The sequence below is a fragment of the Dyadobacter sp. BE31 genome, assembly GCF_031457695.1.
Classification (GTDB): domain Bacteria; phylum Bacteroidota; class Bacteroidia; order Cytophagales; family Spirosomataceae; genus Dyadobacter.
In genome coordinates, this window is the sequence record NZ_JAVDXA010000001.1 from 1,030,131 (window position 1) to 1,046,502 (window position 16,372).

A 16,372-nucleotide genomic window follows, 5' to 3' on the forward strand; every position below is an offset into this window, starting at 1 on the left:
CTGACCTTAAAACCCAATTCTGAGGCCTACTGTGGTGGTTTTAGCCACGGGGTAAACGTAGTGGTCCACACCCTGCACGATAGAGTTGCTGCCTCCGTAAGAGTTCACTTCCGGGTCGTACCACGAGTACTTGGTAAAGGTGATCAGGTTCTGGCCGCTCACATACACCTGGCCATATTTCATCCATTTGATGTGCAGTTTGGCAACCGGGAGATTGTAGCTCAGCTGGATGTTCTTAAACCGGAGATAAGAGCCATCCTCCACGAAACGGTTCGACATCTGCGCCTGCGAAGAAGTTTTGATGACCGGGTATTTCGCATTGGTATTCTGAGGTGTCCAATGGTTGAGGTACACTTCCCGTGGCATATTCAACGCCTGGCCGTAGTCGTAGCCCTGCCCCTGCGCACTGAGGTTGAAAATATCGTTGCCTTGCGAGCCCTGGATAAAGAATGTCAGTTCGAAATTTTTGAAGGACATATTCGAATTCAAACCATAGGTAAATTTAGGATTAGGATTCCCGATGATCTGCTTGTCGCCCGCGTCGCGGCTGCCGTTGCCGTTGAAGTCTTCATAAGCGATAAAGCCTTTCTCGTCGTAGCCTTTTTCCACATAACCATAGAAGGACCCGAGCGGATAACCTTCGCGGAGGATGTTCACGTTGTCATTCACCGCAGCACCGATTGTCTGCCCCAGGATGTCGTTTCCGCCATAAAGCTTCACGACTTTGTTTTTGTTGATCGACAAATTGGTCGACACATTCCACTTGAATGCACCTTCCAGCACTGCCGCATTAACCCCGAGCTCAAAACCCTTGTTTTGAATTTTTCCGATATTCTGAATGGTAAATGTGTAACCCAGCGACGACGGCAGGGCCACGTTGTTCAACAGGTCCCGGGTGTTTTTGATATAATAATCAGCCGTGACATTGACACGGTTGTTCCAAAGCCCGAGGTCGATACCGAAGTCGGTTTGAGCCGTGGTTTCCCATCTCAACGATCCCGCCAGCCGCGTGCCGGGCGCATAGGATGTCATGAATGCATCGCCGAACACTACCTGCCCCGAGTTCAACTGGTTCAATGTGTAGTAGGGCTGAATGGACGTGTTACCCGTTTCTCCATAGCCCGCCCGCAGTTTCAGGTCGGAAATGAATGGGATATTTTTAATAAACTCTTCCTCAGACAAACGCCAGGCAAGCGCACCGGAAGGGAAAAAGCCCCATTTCTGTCCCTCGCTATACCGCGACGAACCGTCCGCACGGAAGCTGGCTGTGGCGAGAATCTTGTTATTGAAGGTGTAATTAACACGCGCCAGATAGGAAAGGAGCGACCATTTGGAATACGAAGAACTGGGCACGCCCTGCGTTGCAGCCGCTCCGATATCATAGGTTTCCTGATTATCGCTGATAAATCCACTTCCGGAGGCGCTCAGCGAGGTAGTCGTATAATCCTGATAGGTAAACCCGGCCACGGCAGATACGCTGTGTTTGCCGAAATCCTTCATATAACTCACAGTGTTTTCACTCAAAATACTGGTCACTCGTTGCGTACCCACCTGCGCACTACCTTTCGAGTTCACGAACTTGGTAGTCGTGTAAGTATCAGTGCGGTCATCGGTGCTTTCGATACCGGCCAGGGTTTTGATCTGCAATCCTTTGAAAGGTTCGTAAGTAATGGCGCCGTTGGTCAGTACTTTATTAGAGCGGATCACATCCGAAAACTGGTACAGGAAATTCAAAGGATTAGTAATCACATTCGAACCCCATGCATAAGCCTCGGCCAGCTTCGAGTAGCTGCCGTCGGGAAGCGTGGAAGGAATGGTAGGATAGCCGGAAAGCATGGCCGACATGAGCGTTCCTCCGCGGTTTCCTCTTTCGGAATTTTTGCGGTCGGAATTGATACGGCTCAGCAATGAACTGAGATCGAATTTGAATTTCTTGCCGATGTCGGAGCTCAGGTTAATGCGCAGCGCGTTACGCACGTAATTACTGCCGATCACAATGCCATCCTGGTTAAAATTGCTGGCTGCTACCGAGAATCGCGTCTTTTCATTGCCACCGCTCACGGTCAATGCGTGGTTCTGGACGGGCGCTTTCTGAAATACCAGATCCTGCCAGTCGGTGCCTTTGCCGAAACCCGCTATCTGGTCCGCTGTGAAATGCGGGGCCAGGCCATCATTGGCGGCTTGTTCATTGTAAAAATTGGCGTATTCGGTCGCATTCATCAAATCCAGCTTTTTGCGGATGGTCTGCACGCCATAGTATCCGTCGTAGTCGACGCTCACGCGGCCTGCCTTGCCTTTTTTGGTCGTAATGAGCACCACGCCGTTCGCACCGCGTGACCCGTAAATGGCAGTAGCGGAAGCGTCTTTGAGAACTTCAATGGATTCAATGTCAGCATTGTTCAGCAACGTGGGGTTACCTGAATACGGGAATCCATCCACCACATACAATGGCTCGTTACTACCCTGAATGGAGTTGGTACCCCGCACGCGAACACTGATGGAACTACCCGGCGCGCCCGTATTTTGCGATACATATACGCCCGCCGCGCGTCCCGCGAGTGACTGCACGAGGTTCGTGGCCGGATACGCATTCAATTCTGATGATTTAATGGAAGAAACCGCTCCGGTAAGATCGCTTTTCTTGATCTGGCCGTAACCGATGACCACTATTTCCTGCAACGACTTATCTTCGAGCATCATGGTGATGGTCAGCTCCGCCTGACTGCCCAGCACAATTTCCTGCGATTTATAACCTACAAAACTGAAAACCAGCACCGAATTCGGCGCACTTGTTTCGGGAATTTCCAGCTGGAAGTTACCATCGGGGTTGGTGGTAGTACCGGTCTGCGTTCCTTTGAGCACAATGCTGACACCCGGCAGCCCCGTGTTGGACTCGCCGTCGAGTACCTTACCCGAAACCGCTCTTTTGGGAGCATTGGCAGGTAAAGGTTGCCCTGCGGGAGCGTCGGGTGTGGCATGTTCCAGCCTTCGGAGAATGATGATCTTGCCGGAAACTTCATAGTCGAGGCCCAACGGCGTCAGAATATGGTCAAGCGCTTCGTACAAAGGCTTGTCTTTCAAGGAAACTGTCACTTTCCGGGCCGACTTGATCAGCTTGGAGCTGAACACGAAGCGCACATCGACCTGTTTTTCCACCTGGCTGAGTACCTTTTTGACTTCACTGCCGTTCGCTGTCACGGAAATTTTCTGGCTGAGAAGGGATTGTGCGCTACCTTCACGTGCGTAACCCGTGACGATAAACACCAAGGCAAGCATGAGTTGAGTAGCTGTCATTCGCATGGTCCACAGTAATACCCTACGGTACTTTAAAGGTTTTTTCATAGATTTGATTGTTTTGTAGAATAGGAAATTTGGCAAAACGATCCCTGCCTCCCGCTGGGGAGGGTAATGGCGACCAACCTGTCAGGGAATTCTCCGAGCCGGTAATGCGGGAACATTGCCGGCTCTTCTTTTAAGGATAAGCTTTCTGTTTTTTCTGTTGGGATTTAAAGGGTTACGTGATTGTTTTGGGTTAATTCCTGCATCCTTTGCTATGGATAATCACCTGGCCGTCGACGATCTCGTAGCTCGATTCTACGGCCTTGCATATAATACTGAGTTTGTCGTGAAGTGTCTGGTTATCGAGGCGTGCGGTAAGCGGGCAATCTTTCAATAGTGCCTCGTCGTATAAAATGTCGATGCCATAGGCCCTGGCGATCGTGTTAAAAACCTCGCTCGCAGGCGTGTCCTCAAATTCAAACTGGGGTATTTCGGCTTTGGAAACGACCATTTCAGGCCTCTCTACCAACGTTTTCACCATTTTGACCTCGTTGCGGGCGTAGATGATCTTCTGGTTAGGGGTCAGCACAACGCCTTGTAACTGCTTATCGGCCACTTTTTCTTTCAAATGCGGGTCGGACTGGGCGAACACCGCCACTTTTCCGGTTTTCACTTCCACTGTCACTTCCCTGGAATTGCCGTAAGCTTTAATGCGAAAACTAGTACCCAACACTTTTGTGACCAAACCATTCGCATACACCAGGAACGGATGTTGGAGATCCTTGGCAATGTCGAAAAACGCTTCTCCTTCCAGAAAAACCTCACGCCGCTCTCCGTCAAACCGCTCGGGATACCGAATGCGGCCTTTCGGGGCGAGGCTGATTTTACTGCCATCGCTCAATGCAAATTCGATGGTTTGGGAAGTTGAATTGGTCTTTTCGGTCATTGCCCCGTTGTGTTCGATGGCGCTATCCTGCTGGGTAAGCTCCGGCTTTTCTTCCCTTTTGATCATCACCGAATACACGGCCCAGCCCATGAGCATGATCAATGCCACCGAAGCTGCAAATTGCATCCAGGGAATGGAAAATACCGGCACCAGGCGACGTGGGGCACGTGCAGAATCCTCATTGGTTTCCGTAATCCGGCCGACAGTCTGCTTCACCACCTGGTTAATCTCCGAATCGTCGATCTCCGGTTCGTGCAAGCGAAGAGACAGCACAATGGCCTTGGCCTGCTCCACTTTTTCGAGCATTTCGGGATTGGCGTCAATCCAATCGTCCCAAAGTGCGTCGGTTTCAGAGGTGGGCGACAATGTCCATTGACGAAAGAAATCGTCCCAGACAAAGTCTTCAACAGAAAAATCGTTGTAGCGGTCCATACCAGTTCATTGTGTCTAAATGTGTATAGACAAGGCCGGGCGCGGGATACCAATAATTTTTAAATTATTTCTTCAAAAAAGAATAAAAACCGCCTGAGCAACTGACGGAGTGTGGATTAGAACAGAAAATGCAGCAGAAAAAATATTAGGAATTCAGCTTTCCAATGCGTTTTCAAATGCCGGATAGCGATTTGAAGCAGGTTGGAAACCGTCTGCGGCGACACGCCCATTACCTCGGCAATCTGCTCGCGGCTGAGTTCCTGGAAAAATTTGAGGTACACCACTTCCTTCTGCCGTCGGGGCAGCGCATTGATCAGCTTTTGTAAATGATGCGTGCGGGAATGGGTCGCTTCGTTGCGGATATAGTCGTCTTCTACCGAAAACTCGATCTCGAAATAATCGTCCTCCTCCTGCAACGCCTCCCCGCCTACCCACGTGCGGGAGGATACCTGCCTGTGCATGAGGCGCCGGAGCGAGGCCATCAGATAGGGCTTTACGGCTGCATCGGGATTGAGGTTATCCCTTTTTTCCCATAGTATCAGAAAAAGGTCCTGAATGCTGTCCTTTACCAACTCCCGATCTTTGGAAAACTTGCTCCCATACCTGAAAAGCAGGCGAAAATTATCGGACATCAGCTTCTCGAATGCCCGCACTTCCCCCGCCAGGAAATCCTGCCAGAGCACGCGATCTTCCGGAAAAGGGGATGTTGAATTCATAACTTGTTGAAAAGGACGACTAAATAAGTCAAACTTAACCGCAAACTCAATTTATTTTACAAGATTAGTTTAATTGAATCAGGTTATCGTCCTATCCAAACAGTTACTCGATCATGATCTTAACCGCCTGTTTCTGACCATCCTGGTTTTGAAATTGCAAAATGTAAATACCGGGTGCAAGCGGACTCAGCGGTTTCAGGCTTAACTTACCCGGCGCTTCCGGCACTGTTTTCGATGGAAGCACCCTGCCATTCAAATCGATCAGACGAACCGAGGATGCATTTACCCCTTTTCCAGACAGTGAAATCCGGTCCCTTTTCGCCGGATTCGGGGCCACGATCGCATTGTCGGCAACAGGGGCCCGCCTGCCGTCGTCAATAGATATTTCATCGATCCGGATCTTGCCCACACCATTGCGGTAGCGCATTTCGAAGTTGGATAATTTGGTTTTGGAGTAAACCGACGTACCCGGATAAGCCTTCGCAGCCCTGGCAACCGGCTCGTCATCTACCCACAGATCGTATGTCCCGGGCGCTGTGGTTTCTTCGGCAGACGTTGCATTCAAGCGATAGGCCAACGACTCTTTCGAGTTGTTCAGCACCCAGGTGAGGGTAACCAGCTTCTTTTCAGCATAAGTTCTGCTCACCTGCCGGGTTTCGAGGTCTTTGATATTGAACCCGTCCTCGAGGAAGTTGACCGAGCATTTCGCGAACATTAACCCATTGCCGGGAAATGAGTTGTTGACCGGGTTGAAATCTTCCCCCACATAAAAATACATCGCATTCAATGCGGGCGCCTGAATCCCCTCCGCACTAAATGTAATGCGCACAAGCAGTGTCTCGGGATTGGGGTTGAATGGGGTGGCGCGCATGGCACGTATAATACCCCCCGTTGCCGAATCCAACCGGCTGCGGGTGAGCTCCATATTGCCTTTGTGAAATTTGTGGTAAGAAAGTGCCGGCGCCGTGAGAATGACGTGACTGAACTGCCCGGTGTCGGGCTGCGGGTTGATCAGGCCGGTGGTCTGACTGAAATCCTGGTGGAAGTAGATCGTTTGAGCGCTGCCGGTCAATGAAGCCAGCAGCGCCAATGCGGAGGTGAAGTATCGTTTTAGCATAAACCGGTTTGGAGTTTATGCTTTTAGACGTCGAAGGTTTGGAATGGTAACGGGTTGTAGTAGTAAATTTTTTTATGCCACGACGGCATTCGTGTAACATTCGTGCCTTCGTGGCATGAAAATCAATGACTTCTCCCAGCCTCCCTTAACCTTTCAAGCTCCGCAGCCATCGCCTTCACCTTCGCCGGATACTTGTCGGCCACATTGTTTTTCTCACCAATATCCTTGCTCAAATCATACAGCTGCGGCTTGGGATTAGCACCGGTTTCGATATTGGTAAGCTCGGCAACCGCCTTGCCCTCGCGCGGCTCGATATACTTCCAGTTACCCTGCGTGATCGACAATGCACCGCCTTGCTTAATCAGCCAGCTGCGGCCGGTTTGGCTTTTGCCTAACATGGCGTCTATCACATTAAAACTATCCACAGCCTCTTCGCTTCCCGTTTTTTGCTGAAAGAAATTGGCGAACGATGCCATCATATCGATCTGGCAGATCAATGCGTCCGAAACCATACCCGGCTTGATCGCCTGTGGCCATCGCGCCAGCCAGGGCACGCGCGTACCACCTTCGAATGCACTGTATTTGCCTCCGCGCAGCGGGCCGGCGGCACTGTGCCCTTTCGCCAGCTCTACCGCGCGATCGGCGTAACCGTCGTCGAGTACCGGGCCATTATCGCTTGAAAAGATCACCAGCGTATTTTCAGCGATTTTCAGCTCGTCGAGCTTCTTCAATATTTCTCCTACCGTCCAGTCCATTTGCAGGATCACGTCGCCGCGCAAGCCCATTTTGCTTTTGCCTTTAAACTGCGTGCTCGGCATCCGGGGAACGTGAATGTCGTTCAGCGAGAAGTACAGGAAGAATGGACTCTTGCGGTTATCCTCAATGAATTGCTCGGCTTTGCTCAGGAACACGTGCGCCACTTCCTCATCGGTCCAGCGGGCCTGCTTGCCGCCTGTCATCCAGCCTATGCGGCCTATACCATTTACAATCGTATTGTTATGTCCGTGATTCGGTGAAGCCGGGAGTTTCAGCAATTCGGGATTTTCGAGTCCTGTCGGTTCGTTGCCTATTTTTTTGGAATAATCCACCTCAATAGGGTCGTTCGGATCGAGGTCCTGCACATCATGATTTTCTACGAAAACCGTCGGAACGCGATCCGAAGTTGCAGGGAAGAAGAATGCATAATCAAAACCGAGCTCATTCGGGCCTTTGGATATGGGTTTATTCCAATTGATTTGCTTATTGGTTTCGCCCAGGCCAAGGTGCCACTTACCTACCGAGCCGGTCTTATAGCCTGCGTTTTGAAAAATAGCAGGCAACGTCAATTGATTTGTCGGGATGATCAGCGACGCATCGCCGGGAAGCACACCCGTACCCTTTTGCCTCCATGGATACTTACCCGTCATGAGCGCGAAGCGCGAGGGTGTACATGTGGCCGAGCTCGCATGCGCGTTGGTAAAGCGAATACCTTCCTTAGCCAGGCGGTCAAGATTAGGCGTACTGATTTTCGTGGCGCCATAGGCACTCAGATCGCCATAACCGACGTCGTCGGCGTAAATGAAGATGACATTGGGTTTGGATTGTTTTTTCTGAGCATTTACCACAAATGGCAAGAGCAGAACCGCCGCGCATAGCCACGACGCTACGAAGGAGTACTTTAATTTCATAAGGTTGGGGTTAAGAATTCCGGCTGTGAAGATATTCATTCAGCCCGACTTTGCCGGTTGAAAAGCGAAAGTTTACCCTAAGGAGATCTTTTGAAAATAAATTAACCGCCTGATAAACGGATTTGGAGAAGGCGGAGTGGAATGCGTAACGTTGTTCTTGTTGCGGTTATCATATTCCACCACTATACTATGGATGAGTCTTATTACAGTGTCGAATCACTATGGGATGGGCATCGGTTTGACTATGTCAGTATCGGGTCCACGATTATTGAAAAGGCTATCATATTTTATGAACTGAACGTCCCATTTTTGTATTCGTTACTTCTCGGGGATATTGAAACAGATGGTTCAATTTCAACAGAAAGCCGAAGCAACAATGGTGATATGATCAAGAATTTAACGACTGTGTATAGAACAATCGAGCAGTTTCTGAACAACAATCCGAGAGCTCTAATTGCCTTTCAGGGAAATACAGTAGCGAAAACAAGATTGTACCGAATCGCGATTTCCAAATATCTGGATCGTTTTCTTGATAGATACTTGATTTGGGGAGTCCGCTGCGATAATAGGAAGCATGAGCCATTCCAAATCAACCAATCTTATCAGGCTTTTTTTGTAACCATCAAATCTTTATCAACATGAATAATTCCAGTGTTAAAATCGGAAAAAAGAGAAAACGCCCCTCATCATCTCGTCCAGATAGTATTATTGGCGAATATGCCACTATTGAGGAGGCTATTGAGGCGAAAAAAGCAAAATTATTAGAGGTGATACCAGAGCTGGATTTATCAGTTCTTTTGCAGCGTATTGCACAATAACAAAGGCCGTGCTAGCTATACGGCTCGCACGGCCTTTGCCCCTCTTGGCCTCCTGAATTAATCCTACTTCGCAGCAGTCAATTTCTTAATCAAATCTACCTCAGCCTGCTTGTAAGGCGTTCCGTCTTTTCTGAAAATATCATGGAACCACAAATCAGGTTCTTTGGTGTAAGTCTTTTTCCAGCTGTCCCAAGGGTAAATGGTTTGCGATTTGCCATCTACGAGGCCCCAGTTGATGGCACCTACGTTGTATTTCTTGGCAATGGGCAAAGATGTTTCGAAGAAGCTGCCGTTTCCACGCGACATGTACTCCGTGCAAATCAAAGGGCGACCATATGGTTCCAGCCATTTAATGCGCTTCTCGAATTCCTGTGCGTTTTCGTAGTTGTGGAATGTGATAACATCCGACTGTTCGATCTGCGCTTTTTCGATCGGTTTCAGCTTTTCGGGTGATGACCAGTCGCCCGCCCACACGCCGGACGACAGTGGCTGCGACGGATTCACCGAACGTGCCCATTCGAATGATTTCACCATAAGCGGCAATACGTAGTCCACTTTGTTAGGCAATTCCACTTTACCGTACGAACTGTTGTTCGTGTTATCCGGTTCGTTCCAGATATCCCACATCAATACCCGGTCGTCGTTCGCGAACGCGGCAACGGTGCCTTTCACGTATCTTTCCAGACGCGGATATTGTGTGCTATCCTTCAAGGCATCAAAACCAGGGTTTTGTACCCAGCCGGAGTTGTGAACACCCGGTTTAGGATCACGCTGCTTGCCCAGTTTCGGGAACGGATCCCAGCACGAATCGAAAAGTACCAGCACCGGTTTGATATTGTGCTTCTTGGTAATGTTCAGGAACGTGTCGAGACGTTTGATGAACCCTGCAGAGTCTTGCTGATAAAGCAAATCGTGCAGGTATACGCGCATGGTGTTCATTCCGATGTTCTGCGCCCAACCTAGCTCTTTGTCGATAGTAGCAGTGTCGAACGACTCTGCCTGGAACATTTCGAGCTGGTTGATGGCCGTGCTGGGCAGGAAGTCGGCGCCTACGAGCCAGCCTTGTTTGGCATACCATTCCTTGGCTTGCTCTTTCGTCCATATTTCACGGCCAGCGGCGGTTTGCTCGGTCGATGCCGCCTCGTCTTTCTTCTCTTCGTCGGCTTTCTTGGCGCAGTTCTGCAACATGAGGCAGGCCGCAACAGCCCAGATCGTCGTTTTTAACAATTTCATCAGGTGTTAGAATTGGTTTTGTTATTTAAAAAGCGGTGCAGGCCGGCTTTCTATGCTTGGCTCTGCGTTGGAAATTTCGGGCCAGCCATTTTTCCAGGTCAATTTATCCAGCATTAACACGCGGCGGTTAGCGCCGCTCGATACCCTTGGCTCGGCCTTGCTGATGGCGTGGTACAAGAGCCAGTCGGCACCCGCGTCGTCGGTGATCCAGCGCGCATTATGCCCCGGCCCGGCGTACACATCATTTCCGTGAAGCAGCATCGTGCCGGTGCCGCGTTCTTTCAAATCCTTACCCTCCTGATCGACGAACGGCCCGAAAAGGGATTTCGAACGGCCCATTCGCACATGGTACCTGCTTTTTTCAAACTCGCAGCAACTTTCCTTCGATCCCAGAAAGTAGTAGTAATCCCCTTTCTTCTGGATCATCACGGCCTCGAAATCGCCCGCAGCGACTTTGAATTTCTTCGAAAGATCGGTTACCGATTTACCGTCGGCAGACAATTCCACACCGTAAGTGCCCTGCGTAGGCTTGTCACTGAAACTGCCCCAGAAAACATATTTTTTACCATCGGCTTCGAGGTAAAAAGGGTCAATCGAATTGGGTACTTCCACGTCGGCACTATTGAATAGTTTCCCCTGATCCACGAACGGGCCCGCCGGCGAGTCTGCGATGGCGAGACCTACCCCCGGATTGACATCGCCCCAGGTCGAATAGGCGTAGTACATATGGTATTTGCCATTCACTTTCACGACATCGGGCGCCCATATGCCGCCCTTTTCCTTCCACGCGGGCTTGGCCGTAAATGCTTCCTTCACATAGTCCCAATGCACGAGGTCTTTGGAACGAACAATGGGTATCAGCCGCGAACCGTGGCCATCGCCCCAGTCGTCCTGCGTACCGTAGGCATAAAAATACCCGTCGTCGCCCTTCACAACAGTAGGGTCGGCGAGAATGGGTTCGAAAACCGGGTTCTTGTATTCCTTATCGCCCAGTCCGGGAGTATCCACTCCGGGAGTATCCACTCCGGGACTATCCAGTCCGGGGCGATCCAGTCCGGGACTATCCAGTCGGGGACACGTTAAAATCAGTGGTAATAGCAGTGATAAGAGTGGTCTGATCATTTCAGATTTGGTTAATATCGTTATTCGAGCCAGATAATCTGGGTAAATGCGCCGTTAGCGGCTACATCCCAGAGTTCAACCCGCAGCCATTTACGGCCTTTGAGGTTTTGAGTAAATTTAAAACTCTTCTGACCGAAAGCCTGTGTGTCGTTCAAATTAATGATATCGTGAAAAACATCTTTGCCATCGCCGGAAATCACTTCGGCGCGGTTGAGCGGGAAAGTCCATTTCGCATCAAGGCTGATTTCCACATTTCCTTTCGCATCCGGCCTGGCAGTTTCGCCCACCACGGCATTATTCACTTTAAATGCCGGGATTAAAACTTCACCGGTTGTCACGAAAAACTTCCCTTTCCGCATGGCGTCCAGTACCGGCTGCCAACCATCTTCGAAACGAGGAAGCTGGTCGAGTTGGAGGTAGTTGACGTTCAAATGCCCGTACAATTCGTAATTGGGCTCGATACGGAACAGATCCGCCTCGGCCAGGACATTCTTTTTATAGCCCCAGTTGGCCATATCATCCATCAGGTCGAGCACGCGTTTGCCGAGTTTGGGCTGTGACAAATCGGCCGGCATGGCCTTCCATGCTGCACCTAGGAAATGATCGGATTTGTAGAATGCCTCGTCCTTATGCTTGTCAGGAAACCCGGTGGAGCCCTTCGTGCGCGCATGTGCGGTCCACGCGAGGCCGTTTTCCATTTCCAATAGTTTCAGCATTTCTTCTTTATTACCAATGCGGTAGACTTTGCCATATTCGGGATGGTCCTCCACAAATGGCTGGTCCTTTTCCCGCGACATCAGCCAGTAAACCGGTTTGGGAAAAATATTCATCCAGTGCCCGCCGAAGAAATTGTTAGGCTCCTCGCCCGGCAGCAGCAAAAAGTTACCGCCCGAAAGTCGCGCGCATTCTGCAAACATCATTTTCAGCTCCGGCCAGCGTTTAGCCTCCGGTCCGCGCGGGCTACCCGGGCCGTGGAATTCGGCCAGATGCACAATATTCACACCTGTATTCCGGAATGCCTTCACAAAACCCGGCATATCGGGCAGCGGCTTACGCGTGAGCACGTCATCCACATGCTCCTGATGGAAGTGGCTCGACATCGTGTAGTACCCCGGAAGCGGCTCATACTTATCCGAATGTGTAAATGCCTTTACGTTTTCCAGCACCTTGCCGTCCTTTTCGCGGCTAAGCAGACAGAAGAAATTGTAACGCTGCTGCGTTCCCGGAGGCGCATTGAACCACGGCACCCAGCGACGGTCACCAAGCAAATCGTGACGAATACCTATTCCAAAACCAGGCAACAGTTTACGGTAATTCTCACCGTACCAGATGTGTTCGAGGTTGTAGCAATTATCCAGCGGATAGAAATACTGGTGCGGCGCCGGGAACACTGCGAGGTTACCTTCCTTGCCCTGCCCGATGATCGTCCGGTATTTCACGGCCATCATTTCGACGGTATCCATTTTGGTTACCTCCGCGTTGCGCATAAAATCCTCGGTATCGGCCCAGAAAAGCTTCTGCCAGGGCATTTCACGGGAAGTAAGGCCAACATCGTAAATCACAGCCAGCGAATCGACGTTTGTCGACATAACCGCCGCTACGTTCATCAGCGGGCTGCCATTGTACATTGTAAATTGGATGGAGCCCGAAAACGGTCCGGCTTTGGCGCCATTGACGGTGATTTCCGTCCGGGAGCCGTTGCTGGCTACTTTCACATCGGTTTTATCGAGTTTTACCACATAGCTCTGGTATTTCAGATAAGCGGTTTTGTCAAAGAAAATATTCCAGCCATTCTGCGAAACGAGGTCTCGCTTGCCTACTGTGAGGATAATGCCCGGGTCGAGGTTGCGGGCGATGGTGTATTGTTTTTCTTTGGTACCAATGCCAAGGCTGCCGATCAGCGCATTTGTTTTGTTTAAATCAATAGAAACCCTGCCGGTTTCCGCATTACCGGCGGGCCATTCGATGTTCAGCATGGCGTCTCTGACGCTCGCCTGGACGCCGCTTTTCTTGTCAAAACCTTTTAAATCGACAGGCACTTGGGCGTATAGCCCCGTAGAGATGGCCAACAAGAAAGCAAGCAGGATGTTACGCATTGATAGCAGAGTGTGTTGGAACAAACATTTTTTGGTAGAAGGCGAGTCCTTCTTCGGCGAGCTCGTCGGCGCTGTTCGCCAATGGCCGCCAGATGCAGGCCGCGCGGGCCAGTTCTTTGGAGGGTTGTCCGAAGGTTTCGATCACTACGGCGCCGTTGTAACCGATTTCGGTCAACGCTTCCTGAATGCCCTGCCATTCCAAATGGCCGGTTCCGGGAGTTCCGCGGTCGCTTTCATTACCTTGTACATGACAAAGCAAATCTTTCCCGATTTTCCTGATCGTAGCCGGAATATCTTTTTCCTCGATGTTCGAATGGAAAGTATCCAGCACGATTTTCAGGTTCGGATTTCCGACCTCGTCCAGAATCGACAATGCCTGATCGACCGTGTTGACCATATCGGTTTCAAAACGGTTCAGCGGTTCCAAGCCAAGCGTCACGCCACAATCTCCGGCTATTTGACTTACTTCTCTTAAAATATCCACACACCATTTACGCTCCTGCTTTTTCTGTTCCGGCGAAACAATGCGCGTTTTGCCGACTGCCGAGTACAATGGTCCCCCGAAAACCGGACTATCCATTTGTTGGGCAATGCGAATGCAGTCGATAATGTACTGTTTCCCAATCTCGCGGAATGCCGGATCAGTACTCGAAATATCGCGCTCCGGTCCGAATGCACCACTGATGGTGATTTTCAGGTCGAGGTCGCGGGCGGTGTCTTTGATAAGCTTCCAATCGATGATGCGGGTATCTTCCACGGCTATTTCGATGATGTCATAGCCCATGTTTTTGACCTTGGCGAGCAGGTCTATATTGGCCGTAGAAAACGGGGATACCCAGATGAATGTGCTGGCTCCGAATAGCATAAGGGTTCAGGTTTAGCAAAAAGCCAGGTCTTGGGGCCTGGCTTTTTTATTGGATAAATTATTCTTCGAAACTCGGCACATCCACACGGATACCGCCTTTCATCGCCGACTCATGTGCGCAGATGCCCGCGCAGGTATAGTTGGCAGCCAGGGCAGCATCCACCGCCGAATCCCGGCCTTCCACGATCGCCGCCACGAACTCCTGCACCAAATGCGGGTGCGAACCGCCATGGCCCGCGCCTTGAAGGAACGATACGTGGTTAGGGTCATCAATCTTCTCGCGCTTCGTAAAATGTTTGATCGGTTCGATCAGCAAATCGTCGGTATCAGGCACATTGATGCGTGACGCGTTTTCACCGCCGTCAAATATCACGTGCTCCTCGTCCTGTAATTGCTCCCATTCGAACGACATTTTGGTACCATACACATCGTAGCTCTCGCGATACTGGCGCACCACATCGAACAATGAGCGGGTCGCTTCCGCTACCACGTCGGTGCCTTTCAAGGTAAATGTGGCTGTCTCCACAGCAAATGGAGACCCGTAACGGCTTGCAAGGTCGTCGCTCAACCGGCCGGAGCCGTGGCAAACCACCGTTTCAGCAATGGTATTGTTGATTTTCAAAAGTGGGGAAATGGCGTGGGTACCGTTCAACATCGGCGGGTAACCCTTCCAGTATTCGCCCCAGCCTTCCATACTCATATCCTGAATGTGCGAGCCGCGCACGAACTGAATGCGACCTAATTGCCCCGTTTGTGCGAGGTTGAGGCCATAGAGGAATTCGCGGGTGTAGAGTGCGGTCTCCATCATCATATACACCTTACCTGAGCGGCGCTTAGCTTCTACGATGGCTTTGCAATCCTCCACTGTCATGGCCATTGGGATGGTGCAGGCGGTATGCTTATTGGCATTGAGGGATGCCAGGGTCATGCGTGCGTGGTCGGGTACGGGGGTTACCACGTGTATCGCGTCTACGTCGTCGCGCTTAGGAACGTCTTCGAAATGCTCGAAAACGAGGTCAGGGTCGAGATTGAACTTGGCTGTCAGCTCGTCGCGGGTTTGTTTGCTGCGGGTACAAATCCCTACCGCCTTGATGTTCGGGTGGCTTTGATAAATAGGGATAAATTCTTTCCCGAAACCCATACCCACGATAACTACTGTGATTTGCTTGTCGCTCATTGTTACTTTGGTTAGTCCCCGGGTTAAAACCCGGGGTTAAGAAATGGATTGATTTGCTTTGTTTTTTTCGAGCCTACGGCTCTGGGGGCGCTGCCCTTTTGAATTGCTGACAGTGAGCCAGAGGCTCACCCATTTTTTGTCCCCGGGTTTCAACCCGGAGGAATGGGGCTTAGTTAGCCGCCCATGCTATGGCGTTGCGTAGCAGGGTTTGATAAGGCTCGATGGTGTGCGATTTGGCATCATGTCCCAACGCGATGCCCACTATTCTCCCTTTCGGATATTTTACAATGAAAATGCTTGGAAAAACCTTATCCGATGTTTCGGCTTTGGCAGTTGCGAGTACTTCAATGGGCGTTCCGGCCGCATCGGGTTTGAAATAATACAACTCGTCGTCCAGCTTGAAACTCGCCGGTACGCCTTTCGTCACCGGGTGCTTTTTTGTAACAGTCACCTCAAACGGCCCGTATTTATCATGACCTTTCGAGCCGCCGCCTACAAGCTTCTGATTGTATTCCGGCCAATCGGCCCAGTTGTACCAAAGCGCGGGGTGTGCCAGTACCAGGCCTTTTCCCGCATCCACGAATGCGAAAATGGCTTCCCGTGTGGCTTTGTCGGCGATAGGCTGGTTGTTTGAAAGGTAGAGCACGTCGATGTCTTTCAGCTTGCCCAGGATCGTCGACGGGTCGCTGGTGTATTCCACCGTTGCCAGGCCGCCTTTTTGCAGCGTTTGCACATCTTCCTGCTTGTACCACCGGTCGAAATCGTGTGAGGAGCCACCGCCTACCAGCAGCACGCGGATCGCCTTTTTCTTTTCGGGGTTTTCCGCTATCGCACTATTGGAAATCATGGCTAACAGAAGCAATAACGAGGCGATGAACTTTGAGGTTGAATGCGTCATTTTTAA

Annotated in this window: 13 protein-coding genes; 2 read left to right on the forward strand and 11 right to left on the reverse strand. The window is 50.7% G+C overall.

The features are described from left to right. Positions 1–6: 6 nt before the first annotated feature. The 5 genes from J2Y43_RS04310 to J2Y43_RS04330 form a co-directional block, all read right to left on the reverse strand. The gene (locus J2Y43_RS04310; protein ID WP_309981093.1) at positions 7–3,342 is read right to left on the reverse strand and encodes a TonB-dependent receptor; all 3,336 of its coding nucleotides are present in this window, start codon (positions 3,340–3,342) and stop codon (positions 7–9) included. 190 nt (positions 3,343–3,532) lie between these two features. After that, positions 3,533–4,657 carry a FecR domain-containing protein gene (locus J2Y43_RS04315; protein WP_309981092.1) on the reverse strand — a complete coding sequence of 375 codons (1,125 nt, stop codon included), beginning with the start codon at positions 4,655–4,657 and terminating at the stop codon, positions 3,533–3,535. A 116-nt stretch (positions 4,658–4,773) separates the two neighbouring features. Beyond that, positions 4,774–5,373 (reverse strand): sigma-70 family RNA polymerase sigma factor, encoded by a 600-nt coding sequence (locus J2Y43_RS04320; protein ID WP_309981091.1) that lies wholly within the window; start codon positions 5,371–5,373, stop codon positions 4,774–4,776. Between the two features lie 103 nt (positions 5,374–5,476). Continuing rightward, positions 5,477–6,490 (reverse strand): T9SS type A sorting domain-containing protein, encoded by a 1,014-nt coding sequence (locus J2Y43_RS04325; RefSeq protein ID WP_309981090.1) that lies wholly within the window; start codon positions 6,488–6,490, stop codon positions 5,477–5,479. A gap of 122 nt (positions 6,491–6,612) precedes the next feature. Further along, a complete protein-coding gene (locus J2Y43_RS04330; RefSeq protein ID WP_309981089.1) occupies positions 6,613–8,157 on the reverse strand; it encodes an arylsulfatase in 1,545 nt (514 codons plus the stop codon). A 189-nt stretch (positions 8,158–8,346) separates the two neighbouring features. Here J2Y43_RS04330 and J2Y43_RS04335 point away from each other — a divergent pair, with 189 nt between their 5' ends. Then, positions 8,347–8,799 (forward strand): DUF6934 family protein, encoded by a 453-nt coding sequence (locus J2Y43_RS04335; RefSeq protein ID WP_309981088.1) that lies wholly within the window; start codon positions 8,347–8,349, stop codon positions 8,797–8,799. Next, positions 8,796–8,975, forward strand: coding sequence for a hypothetical protein (locus tag J2Y43_RS04340; protein ID WP_309981087.1), 180 nt, complete (start codon positions 8,796–8,798; stop codon positions 8,973–8,975). The genes J2Y43_RS04335 and J2Y43_RS04340 overlap by 4 nt, the downstream gene beginning before the upstream one ends. A gap of 63 nt (positions 8,976–9,038) precedes the next feature. On the opposite strand, the gene J2Y43_RS04345 is transcribed toward J2Y43_RS04340, so the two are convergent. The 6 genes from J2Y43_RS04345 to J2Y43_RS04370 form a co-directional block, all read right to left on the reverse strand. Beyond that, positions 9,039–10,208, reverse strand: a complete 1,170-nt coding sequence (locus J2Y43_RS04345; RefSeq protein WP_309981086.1) for a cellulase family glycosylhydrolase — start codon at positions 10,206–10,208, stop codon at positions 9,039–9,041. 21 nt (positions 10,209–10,229) lie between these two features. After that, on the reverse strand, positions 10,230–11,330 hold the full coding sequence (locus J2Y43_RS04350) for a family 43 glycosylhydrolase (RefSeq protein WP_309981085.1): 1,101 nt from the start codon (positions 11,328–11,330) through the stop codon (positions 10,230–10,232). A gap of 20 nt (positions 11,331–11,350) precedes the next feature. Further along, entirely contained in the window at positions 11,351–13,426 is a 2,076-nt protein-coding gene (locus J2Y43_RS04355; protein ID WP_309981084.1) for a hypothetical protein, read from the reverse strand. Further along, positions 13,419–14,291, reverse strand: a complete 873-nt coding sequence (locus J2Y43_RS04360; protein ID WP_309981083.1) for a sugar phosphate isomerase/epimerase — start codon at positions 14,289–14,291, stop codon at positions 13,419–13,421. The genes J2Y43_RS04355 and J2Y43_RS04360 overlap by 8 nt, the downstream gene beginning before the upstream one ends. A 58-nt stretch (positions 14,292–14,349) precedes the next feature. After that, positions 14,350–15,468: a Gfo/Idh/MocA family oxidoreductase gene (locus tag J2Y43_RS04365; protein WP_309981082.1), complete on the reverse strand. Its 1,119-nt coding sequence runs from the start codon at positions 15,466–15,468 to the stop codon at positions 14,350–14,352. A 169-nt stretch (positions 15,469–15,637) separates the two neighbouring features. Beyond that, positions 15,638–16,366 (reverse strand): ThuA domain-containing protein, encoded by a 729-nt coding sequence (locus J2Y43_RS04370; RefSeq protein WP_309981081.1) that lies wholly within the window; start codon positions 16,364–16,366, stop codon positions 15,638–15,640. Positions 16,367–16,372 lie beyond the last annotated feature (6 nt).